The organism is Bradyrhizobium sp. (genome assembly GCF_049512235.1).
Lineage (GTDB): Bacteria > Pseudomonadota > Alphaproteobacteria > Rhizobiales > Xanthobacteraceae > Bradyrhizobium.
Genome location: NZ_JBEKXH010000230.1, coordinates 1 through 10319, shown reverse-complemented (window position 1 = coordinate 10319; position 10319 = coordinate 1). Strand labels below are relative to the sequence as shown.

The 10319-nt window shown below is 62.4% G+C and carries 12 protein-coding genes; 10 read left to right on the top strand and 2 right to left on the bottom strand.

The window, feature by feature from the left end; translation table 11 throughout:
- The 7 genes from ABSG20_RS20520 to ABSG20_RS20490 form a co-directional block, all read left to right on the top strand.
- The coding region (locus ABSG20_RS20520; protein WP_490338331.1) for an NHL repeat-containing protein at positions 1–462 on the top strand (462 nt) is incomplete at its 5' end.
- Positions 459–2930 (top strand): carbamoyltransferase HypF, encoded by a 2472-nt coding sequence (gene hypF, locus ABSG20_RS20515; protein WP_423866341.1) that lies wholly within the window; start codon positions 459–461, stop codon positions 2928–2930. The genes ABSG20_RS20520 and hypF, both read left to right, overlap by 4 nt.
- Complete coding sequence (locus tag ABSG20_RS20510; protein ID WP_423866340.1) at positions 2900–3181, top strand: HypC/HybG/HupF family hydrogenase formation chaperone; 282 nt, start codon at positions 2900–2902, stop codon at positions 3179–3181. The genes hypF and ABSG20_RS20510 overlap by 31 nt, the downstream gene beginning before the upstream one ends.
- 11 nt (positions 3182–3192) lie before the next feature.
- A complete protein-coding gene (locus tag ABSG20_RS20505; protein WP_423866339.1) occupies positions 3193–3885 on the top strand; it encodes a D-sedoheptulose-7-phosphate isomerase in 693 nt (230 codons plus the stop codon).
- Complete coding sequence (hypD, locus tag ABSG20_RS20500) at positions 3882–5012, top strand: hydrogenase formation protein HypD (protein WP_423866338.1); 1131 nt, start codon at positions 3882–3884, stop codon at positions 5010–5012. Before ABSG20_RS20505 ends, hypD begins: the two co-directional genes overlap by 4 nt.
- Positions 5009–6076 (top strand): hydrogenase expression/formation protein HypE, encoded by a 1068-nt coding sequence (hypE, locus tag ABSG20_RS20495; RefSeq protein ID WP_423866337.1) that lies wholly within the window; start codon positions 5009–5011, stop codon positions 6074–6076. Before hypD ends, hypE begins: the two co-directional genes overlap by 4 nt.
- Before the next feature lie 9 nt (positions 6077–6085).
- Positions 6086–6427, top strand: a complete 342-nt coding sequence (locus ABSG20_RS20490) for a hydrogenase maturation nickel metallochaperone HypA/HybF (RefSeq protein ID WP_423866336.1) — start codon at positions 6086–6088, stop codon at positions 6425–6427.
- Here ABSG20_RS20490 and ABSG20_RS20485 read toward each other — a convergent pair.
- A complete protein-coding gene (locus ABSG20_RS20485; RefSeq protein WP_423866335.1) occupies positions 6358–6762 on the bottom strand; it encodes a hypothetical protein in 405 nt (134 codons plus the stop codon). The two genes, ABSG20_RS20490 and ABSG20_RS20485, sit on opposite strands and share 70 nt — an antisense overlap.
- Positions 6763–6774: 12 nt before the next feature.
- On the opposite strand from ABSG20_RS20485, the gene hypB reads away from it, so the two are divergent.
- The 3 genes from hypB to ABSG20_RS20470 are packed head-to-tail and all read left to right on the top strand — an operon-like array spanning position 6775 to position 8104.
- The gene (gene hypB, locus ABSG20_RS20480; protein WP_423866334.1) at positions 6775–7449 is read left to right on the top strand and encodes a hydrogenase nickel incorporation protein HypB; all 675 of its coding nucleotides are present in this window, start codon (positions 6775–6777) and stop codon (positions 7447–7449) included.
- Positions 7450–7494: 45 nt separating this feature from the next.
- The gene (locus tag ABSG20_RS20475; RefSeq protein WP_423866333.1) at positions 7495–7809 is read left to right on the top strand and encodes a hypothetical protein; all 315 of its coding nucleotides are present in this window, start codon (positions 7495–7497) and stop codon (positions 7807–7809) included.
- Positions 7733–8104, top strand: coding sequence for a hypothetical protein (locus tag ABSG20_RS20470; RefSeq protein WP_423866342.1), 372 nt, complete (start codon positions 7733–7735; stop codon positions 8102–8104). The genes ABSG20_RS20475 and ABSG20_RS20470 overlap by 77 nt, the downstream gene beginning before the upstream one ends.
- A gap of 215 nt (positions 8105–8319) precedes the next feature.
- On the opposite strand, the gene ABSG20_RS20465 is transcribed toward ABSG20_RS20470, so the two are convergent.
- A partial coding sequence (locus ABSG20_RS20465) for a cache domain-containing protein (RefSeq protein WP_423866332.1) occupies positions 8320–10319 on the bottom strand: 2000 nt, incomplete at its 5' end.

Below are 10319 nucleotides of genomic sequence, written 5' to 3'. Positions count from 1 at the left end.
CCGCACGGTATTGCGGTCAAGCGCGGCATGCTGTTCATCTCCGACGCCGGCAACAACCGCGTGATGGCATGGCGGCCCTTTCCAGTCTCGATCGGGCAAGCTTGCGATTTCGTGCTCGGGCAGACCGACTTCATGGGGCTCGACCACAACCGGGCGTCGTACTATCCGACATCGAGCGCGCTGAACATGCCGTATGGGCTCACCGTGCAGGGCGGCATGCTGGTCGTGACCGATACCGCAAATTCGCGTCTCGTTGGTTTTGAACTCGACGGTCTGTCGATGGATGCGCCTGCGATCGCGCTGGCCGGGCAGCCGAAGTTCTCGGACAAGGGTGACAATCGCTGGCGTTGTGCCGCCCGGGACAGCCTTTGCTGGCCATACCAGGCCGCGGCTTGCGGCGATCTGCTCGTCATCGCCGACGCCGGCAACAACCGTGTTCTCCTGTGGGAGGCCGCGCCGTGAATCTCTATCGCACCATCGCGCCTGTTGATGACCGGGTTTCGATCGAGATCCGGGTGCGCGGACGGGTGCAGGGCGTCGGTTTCCGTCCGACCGTCTGGCGCTATGCGCGCGAACTGGCGCTCTCGGGCGAGGTGCTCAACGATTCCAGCGGCGTGCTGGTTCGCGCCTTCGGCCCTGAGGCCGCGATTGCCGCGCTGGTCGAACGGATTGAACGCGAACCGCCGCCGCTGGCCCGTATCGATGGGATCGAGACGCACCCCTATTGCGGCGATCTCCCGACGGAGTTCATGATCGCCGAGAGCCTGGCCGGCGATGCCCATACGCAGGTTGCGCCCGATGCCGGGATTTGTCCTGATTGCGCGCAGGAAATCGCCAACCCGTTCGAGCGGCGATATCGCTATCCTCTCGCCAACTGCACCCATTGCGGGCCGCGGCTCAGCATTGTCAACGGCATTCCCTACGATCGCGCCAACACCACGATGGCCCCGTTTGCGATGTGCAGGGCATGCCGCGCAGAATACGACGATCCGGCCGATCGAAGGTTTCACGCTGAGGCCATCGCCTGCCATGTCTGCGGGCCGAAAGCGAAGCTCGTTCGTTTTGACGGCCGTCCGTTCGGCTTCGACCAGTTTTCAATGATGGACGATGTCGATGCCGCCTGCGGACTGATGAAGAACGGCGAGATCGTCGCGATCAAGGGCATTGGCGGCTATCAGCTTGGCTGCGACGCCGCCAAGGCCGATGTGGTCGCAAGATTGCGGCAGTTGAAGAAGCGCGACGCCAAGCCGTTCGCGCTGATGGCTCGGGATATCGATGTCATCAGGCGCTATTGCAGCGTCAGCGCCGAGGAACAACGTTTGCTGACCTCCGCGCCGGCGCCGATCGTGCTGCTGCGCGCCGACGGCGCCGAAAAACTGCCGGACGCCGTCGCTCCCAGCCTTGCAACCCTGGGATTCATGCTGCCGACCACGCCGATGCATCGGTTGGTGTTGCGGCGGATGAGCCGGCCGGTGGTGATGACCAGCGGCAACCTGTCCGACGAGCCGCAGGTGATTTCCGATGGCGAACTCGGCGAGCGGCTCGGCGGCATCGCGACCTACGCGCTGACGCACAATCGCGAGATCGCCAACCGGATCGACGATTCCGTGGCGCGCGTCGTCGCCGGGCGGGCGCGCATCATGCGCCGCGCGCGCGGCTACGCGCCCGAGTCCATCGGGCTTCCGAAAGGATTCGAGGCCGCGCCTGACTTGCTGGCGATGGGCGGCGAATTGAAATCGACGTTCTGTCTCGTCAAAGACGGCGCCGCTATTCTCTCGCAGCATCAGGGCGATCTCGAGGATATCAGGACCTTCGACGATTATCGCAAGAACCTGGCGCTCTACACCGGATTGTTCGATCACGCGCCGGTCGCACTGGTCGCGGACCTGCATCCGGAATATCTCGCCTCGAAACTGGCGCGAGAACGTGCAAGTGCCGATGCGCTGCCCTTGATCGAAGTACAGCACCATCACGCCCATGTCGCCGCATGCCTGGCTGAGAACGGCTATGCACTGGATGCCCCCGCCGTGCTCGGCATCGTACTCGACGGATTGGGATGGGGCGGCGACGACACGCTGTGGGGCGGCGAGTTCCTGCTCGCGGACTACCGGCGCTACCAAAGGCTCGGGACGTTCAAGCCGGTCGCCATGCTGGGCGGCGCGCAGGCGGCGCGCGAGCCCTGGCGCAATCTCTACGCCCATCTGATGGCGGAGATGAAATGGGCCGAGTTCGCGATCAATTTCGAGGAACTGGAATTGCACGCCTATCTCGCGGGCAAGCCGCGCGCCACCCTCGATGCCATGATCAGGAATGGCGTCAACGCGCCGCTGGCCTCATCATGCGGGCGGCTGTTCGACGCAGTCGCGGCGGCGCTGGATATTTGCCGCGAGCGGCAGCATTACGAAGGGGAAGCGGCCGCCCGGCTCGAAGCCATGGTCGATGAGGCCACGCTGCACCACGAGGACGATGCGCTCGGCTATCCCCTCGGCATCCCAAACCTGCGCGGCTCGGGGTTGCCCTACATCGAACCGCTGGCGACGTGGAGCGCGGTGCTTGGCGACCTCATCCTGAAAACGCCGGTGCCTGTCATGGCGGCGCGCTTCCACAAGGGGCTGGCGAAATCCATTGTCGCCATGACCAGGAAACTGGCCGGCGGCGAGGACGAGGCCGGGCCGCGCCGTTTTAGGACGGTGGCGCTGTCCGGCGGCTGCTTCCAGAACCGCATCCTGTTCGAAGAGGTCAGTCGCCGCCTCGAAAGCGAAGGCTTCACCGTGCTGTCGCACGCGCAGGTGCCCGCCAATGACGGCGGCCTCGCGCTCGGCCAGGCCGCGATCGGCGCCGCACATCTCATCAATTCCAACAACATCAGGACAAAAAACCAAAGGGAAGGAAGCGCGTCATGTGTCTCGGTATTCCCGGACGGATCGTAGGGATCGACGACGTCACCAGGAAGCTTGCCACCGTCGATGTCGGCGGCGTCAAGCGGCAGATCAACATCGCCTGCATCGTCAACGAAGATCATCCGGTGGATTCTTGTGTCGGCGACTGGGTGCTGGTGCATGTCGGCTTCGCCATGAGCCGAATCAATGAGCAAGAGGCGGCGCTGACATTGCAGATCCTCACCGAACTCGGTGAGGCGCAGGCTGAAATGGAAGCCATGCGGCTGTCGGCTGCAGAATAGGGAGGCATGCCATGTCCAGCGATAGCGACCTCAAGGCGCTTTATCCATTCCTGCACGGCCAGCCGCAGACGCCGGCGCGGCTCGACGCGGCGCTGCTGCATTCGGTCGAGGAGAAAGCCAGGGATTCGCGCGAGACCAATGCACGCTTTTTCAGCGAGCACGCCCCTGTGCTCGTTGCGGCGGCGAAAGCGCTTGCCGACGTATACCGCGGCGGCGGACGAATGTTTTCCATGGGCAATGGCGGCTCAAGCTGCGATGCCTCCCATGTCGCGGTGGAATTCGTGCATCCGATCACCGCGGGACGCCCGGCGCTTGCCGCCACCAATCTGGTGGCCGATCTGGCGATGATTTCCGCCGTCGGCAACGATCTCGGCTTCGAGCACGTCTTTGTGCGGCAACTGCTCGCGCAGGGCAGGAAGGGTGATGCCCTGATCGGGATCTCGACCAGCGGCAATTCCGCGAACATCATGGCGGCATTTGCCAAGGCCAGGGAAATCGGCATCCTCACCATCGGTCTGGCCGGCGGCGATGGCGGCAAGATGAAATCGTCGGGCGTGGTCGATTACTGCCTCGTGGTTCCGACCTCGTCGATCCACCGCGTCCAGGAGTGCCACGTCGCCGCCTATCACATACTCTGGGATCTGGTTCACACCTTGTTGGCGGACGATCGCGGTTCGGCAACGACCAAGGGAGCCGCGGCATGAAATATCTCGATGAGTTTCGCGACGGACAGAAAGCTCGGGTCCTGATCAAGGAGATCGAGGGGCTGGTCTCGACCATGAGTCTTCCCGCCGACCGGCCGCTCTACATCATGGAAGTCTGCGGCGGCCACACCCATTCGATTTTTCGCTATGGCCTGGAGGGCATGCTGCCGAAGGAAATCGAGCTGATCCATGGGCCGGGCTGCCCGGTCTGCGTCCTGCCGATGGGGCGCGTCGACGATTGCGTGTCAATTGCCGAAAATCCCAATGTGATCTTCACGACCTTCGGCGACGCGATGCGGGTGCCGGGCTCGAAGAAAAGCCTGTTGCAGGCCAAGGCCTGTGGCGCCGACGTGCGGATGGTGTACTCGCCGATGGATGCCCTGGCGCTGGCGCGCAACAACTGCCATCGCGAGGTGGTGTTCTTCGGGCTCGGCTTCGAGACCACGATGCCGTCGACCGCGCTGACCGTGCTGCAGGCGGAAGCCGAAGGCATCGGCAATTTCTCGGTGTTCTGCAATCACATCACGATCGTGCCGACCATCAAGGCGATCCTCGACAGTCCCGGTCTGCAGCTCGACGGCTTCCTTGGCCCGGGCCACGTCTCGATGGTGATCGGCACCGCGCCTTATGCGTTCATTGCCAATTTCTACAAGAAGCCGATGGTGGTCGCAGGCTTCGAACCACTCGACATCCTGCAATCGATCTGGATGGTGCTGAAGCAGATCAAGGAGGGGCGCGCCGACATCGAGAACCAGTATGCGCGGATCGTCCCGGACGCTGGCAACGCGGCGGCGCTGCGGGCGGTGTCGCGGGTTTATGAGCTGCGCGAGTTCTTCGAGTGGCGCGGGCTCGGCTCGATCGATCATTCCGGCGTCAAATTGCGCGACGAATACGCCCGTTTCGACGCCGAGCAGAAGTTCGCCATTCCGAACCTGAAGATCGCCGATCCAAAATCCTGTCAGTGCGGCGAGGTGCTGAAGGGCGTCATAAAACCCTGGCAATGCAAGGTGTTCGGTTCGGCCTGCACGCCGGAAACCCCGCTCGGCGCGCTGATGGTGTCGTCCGAAGGCGCCTGCGCCGCCTATTACCAATATGGCGGCGTCAAGCGCTACAAGGAGGCGGTATGAACGTCGCACCGTTTATCCACGCCCGGCGGCTCGGCAAGGTCAGTGTCGACACCGTGACGCTCGCCCATGGCGGCGGCGGCAAGGCGATGAAGGACCTGATCGATGACGTGTTCGTCGCCGCGTTCGCCAATGGTGCCCCGGGGCCGCTGGAGGATCAGGCGCGGTTTGACCTTGCGCAGCTCCTGGCCCATGGCGACCGGCTGGCGTTTACAACCGATTCGTTCGTGGTCGATCCGCTGTTCTTCCCCGGCGGTGACATCGGCGAACTCGCGGTGTGCGGCACCGTCAACGACCTCGCGGTCGGCGGGGCGAGGCCGCTTTATCTGTCCTGCGCCGTCATCGTCGAGGAAGGCATGAGCGTCGATGTGCTGCGCCGGGTGGCGCGCTCGATGGCGAAGACCGCAGGCGATGCCGGTGTTCAGATCGTCACCGGCGACACCAAGGTGGTACAGCGCGGCGCCTGCGATAAATTGTTCATCACCACCACCGGCCTTGGCGTGATCCGCCAAGGGCTCGCGCTCGGCATCGATACCGCGCGACCGGGAGACGTGGTGCTGGTCAACGGCCTGCTCGGCGATCACGGCGCGGCCATCCTGTGCGCGCGCGGCGACATGGCGCTCGATAGCTTGATTGAAAGCGATTGCGCCTGCCTGCATGGCCTGATCGAGGCCTTGCTGACGGCGGCGCCTGGGGTCCGCTTCCTGCGCGACGCCACCCTCGGCGGCCTTGCCACGGTGCTCAACGAGATCGCCGATGCGTCGCAGGTCGGAATCGAGATCGATGAGGCCGCAACCCCAATTCGCGAAGACGTCAAGGCATTCTGCGAGATTCTCGGTCTCGATCCGCTCTATCTTGCCAATGAGGGCAAGATCGTCGTGATCGTGGCTCCCGAGCAGGCCGACGCGGCACTTGCCGCGATGCGCGCGCATCCGCTCGGCGGCGGCGCCGGGATCATCGGACGTGTCAGCCAAGGCGAGGGCGGGCGCGTCACCATGCGTACGGTGTTTGGCGGACGGCGGATTGTCGACATGCTGGTCGGCGAACAGTTGCCGCGGATCTGTTGAGGGCGTCGTATGCATGAGCTCGGCATTGTCAGGAACATTGTCGCCATCGTCGGCGACGCCGCCAACGGACGCAGGGTCCGTCGGGTGACGCTCGAGGTCGGAAAGCTCACGGGCGTGATGACGGATGCGATAATGTTCTGTTTCGAAACCGTCGCGCAGGGCACCTTGCTCGAGGGCGCCGCCCTGGAGATCAGGCAGATCGAGGGCCGCGCCCGTTGCCAGACCTGCGGCCTGGAATTTGCGGCGGCTACGCTGTTTACGCCCTGCGCCTGCGGCTCCCGTCAGAACCAGCGGTTGCGGGGCGAGGAACTCAATATCAAAAGCATGGAACTCGAAGGGGAGATTGCCTGATGTGCGGGCATTGCGGATGCGGGAACAAGGAAGGCGCCACAATTCTCAATCTTCAGACCGGAAAGGAGACTGCCATGGGCGGTCATTCCCACGATCATGCCCACGCCGACGGCACCAGCCACAGTCACGGCCAACATCAGCACAGCCATTCCCACGCGCGTGCTCACGCTCATGCCGACGCTGTCAGCCACGGCCACGGGCACGATCACGATCATCACGATCACGACCAGGAGCACCAGCATGCGCACGACCATGTTCATGCCGATGGCACCAGGCATAGCCACCGTCGTTCCCACGATGACGAGCATCACGGGCACAACGATGATCACGGCCATCAGACGCGTTCGGTGGACGCCGTCGTCGAACTGGAAATGCGCATCCTCGCCAAGAATGATGCCTTGGCGGCCAAAAACCGGGCCTGGTTCGCGGGGCGTGAGATTCTCGCGCTCAACCTGGTCAGTTCGCCGGGCGCCGGCAAGACCACGCTGCTCGAACGCACCATTCGTGACCTCTGCGGCGAGCTGAAGCTCTATGTGATCGAAGGCGATCAGGCGACGGCCAATGACGGCGAGCGGATCCGCGCCGCGGGCGCACCGGCCGTGCAGGTGAACACCGGCACGGGGTGCCATCTTGAAGCCGACATGGTGGCGCGGGGCCTTTCGCAGTTGAAGCCGGCGCTCGGCTCCGTTGTCATGATCGAGAACGTCGGAAACCTGGTTTGCCCGGCGATGTTCGATCTCGGCGAGCGCGCCAAGGTGGTCATCCTCTCGGTGACCGAAGGAGAAGACAAGCCGCTGAAATATCCGCACATGTTCCGCGCCGCCGAAATCATGATCCTGAACAAGACCGATCTGTTGCCTCACGTCGATTTCGATGTCTCCCGCGCGGTCGCAAATGCGCGCGAGGTCAATCCGGATATCCGGGTGTTCCAGGTCTCGGCGCGCAGCGGCGACGGGCTGCAAAGCTGGTATGGCTGGCTGCGCAGCGAAATCGGCAAAAGCCGCGAGGCCGCCTTCGCGTGATGCCAGTCTGGCACGCTTGAGTTCACATCGGCGGCGAAACCTGGGATGAGGACCTTCCCACCGTCATTGCGAGGAGCTCTTGCGACGAAGCAATCCAGCTTTTCTTTCGGTGGCGGCGATGGATTGCTTCGCCCAATCGAGCGCGCGTTCGCGCCCGACTGGCTCGCAATGACGAGCCAGGATATGCATCCTATCAGCCCGAATCAGGCATTGCTGGAGCAGACCTATCGAGCAATCGCCCAGGGCGAGCGGGCGCGGCCTATCATTGAACAAGGCAAGGATCATGACAACGAAGTTTCAGACGGGTATCGGCCATTGGGAGAAATACAGATCCCAATTGAGCTTGTCCAAGTCGGATGAAGTCGATCTGCATTTCGGCAAGCGCGACCCTTTATTGATGTCCTACGCAGAGGCGATGGCTGGCGTGACTAACCTTGTCAGGGCCAGTCTCGAAGAGGCGCGGCGCAAGGGCCGGCGCTATGTGGTGTTCATCCATGGATCGTCAACATCCCGTCGCGGCAAGACCACCGCGCGCTCCCAGGTCCGCAACTTCATGCGCTCGAAGGCTGCGACACCGTTGATCAACCGTAGCGGATGTATCCAGCATAATACCTTTTTCGTCGCCAACCTGAAGCTCGACGTTGATCGGTCATAGCCGATAAACGCCGGCAGCCTTCCGCATGATGATCGCCATGCCACGGTCCGAGTAATTCGTTCCGATCCCAACCCACTCAAATCATCCGGCACGTCGCCGCACTTCCTGATCACCTTTGCATCGCTGAAACCGCCCGTAATTGGATCACCCGTGCGGCTAAACGCAACCAACACCGGAAGGACCCCTTATCCGATGGTCCATTACCCACTTCTGGGTCATGCTGCCAAACGGGTCGAAACCCACTGACCTATGATCTTGTTGGCTGCTTCCGACAATTCAAATTTCATAAACGTGGCGTCTTCATCCCTGCGCGCAACGAAGCCGTTTAACTCGGCAGCAATACCATCTATGGTTAGCGTGATCGGCATATCGACGGACATGTTGGGGAGGACGCCATCGATCATCGCGCCTCCCAAGGAGAGATCGCGCACGGTGACCCTGACTGATTTGCCTTGCAGCTTGAGCGTGGCCGGCCGGTGAATATCAACGCGGGAGGAAACGCGGCGGTCCACATCGGTCGTCGAAGTGCGGATCACTCGCACCAGCGTGGCGCGAAGCAGTTCAACCTTGCTGGCGATTTCCGCCGATCCGTCGCGGATTTCCGATGCGCGCCGGCCAGTCTCGACAGCCTCATTGGAGACCGAGACGATCTGCGTGGCCACCTCGCGGGCGGCAAGCGAGGTCTCCTCAACCGTGCGGGAGATTTCCACCGTTACGGTGTTTTGCTCTTCGATCGCATTGGCAATGATGGACGAAACAGATTCGACATTGCGAATTACCTCGCCAATGCAGATGATCGAGGCCACCGACGCCTGCGTTGCATCCTGGATTTCGGTGATCTGCTGCGCGATTTCGCTGGTAGCTTTGGCGGTCTGCTCCGCGAGCGACTTGACTTCAGCGGCCACCACGGCAAAGCCGCGGCCTGCCTGACCGGCCCGCGCGGCTTCGATGGTCGCATTGAGCGCGAGCAGGTTGGTCTGGCTTGCGATCTCGCTGATCAGGTTGGTCACCGCGCCGACCTTGCCGGCGGCCTCGGATAATTTGGCGATTGTTGACTGCGCCTGGGTCGACGCCGTCACGGCCTCAAGCGTCAGTGCCCGTGACGATTTGACCTGGGATGCGATCTCGGCAATCGAGACGCTCAATTGCGACGAGGCCTTGGCGACCGTCTGTGCGTTGGAGAGGGCTTCCTCGGCGGCGGCCGCAACACTGCTGCTGTTCCTTCCAAGCAGAAGCGCGCTATCGGTCATCGAGATCGCATTTCTGGCCATGCGTTCGGTCCCCGTCGCGACCTCGCCGACCGCGGCGTTGGTTTCTCGCTCAACGGCTTCCGCCATTTCCTGCAAGGCCTTGCCCTTGGCCTGTTCGGCGGTTTGCCGCCGCTCTTCTTTCAGGATTGCCTCATTACGAGCTTTCTCGGCGGCTTGGACCCTGAAGATCTCTACCGCCTGCGCCACCTCGCCGACCTCGTCACTGCGGTCAAGACCGGGCAGCACGACCTGGAAATTTCCCTCGGCGAGCTTGTGCATGGCGCCCGTGAGCAATTTCAGCGGCCGAATGAGCGAACGCGTAGCAACATAGCTGGCCGCCATTGCAAGTAAAATCGCTCCAAGGGTCGAGTAGATGATTGTTGAAAGCGTATTGTTAGCGGTCTCCAGGAAGTCGGCTTTCTTGATTCCGACGTAGAGAATGCCGAGCACCTTTCCATTCGAATCGAGAATCGGATCGTAGGCGGTCATATAGGGCGTGCCGAGTATCTCGACCTCTCCGCGAAATGGCGTCTTCCGATCGATGACCGCTTCGTAAGCCGCACTCCGTGCGAGCCGAGTCCCTACCGCCCGCGTGCCGTCTGGTTTCTGGACATTAGTGGTGATTCTCAGGTCATCAAGAAAAATAGTGCAAGTGCCACCCACCAGACTCTTGACCTTGTCTACAGTCGTTATGTCGTCGTTTAGGACGTGACCATCCGCCAGAAGCTTGCCCTCGACACTTGTGAAAGTGGCGCCATTGGCGCGAACCACATCCCATGCAACCCGCATGTTTGTGTCGACGCGCTCCAAGGCCGACTTGGTTGCACCGACCTGCAGCACGTACCAGGCCACGCCCGTCAGGCACACGCCCAGCAATAGGATACCTGAGGCCGACAGGATCATTATCCTCGGGGCCAGCCGGAGGTTTTTTCTTAACCGAGGCTGCGGTGCTACAGAGGTCGGTC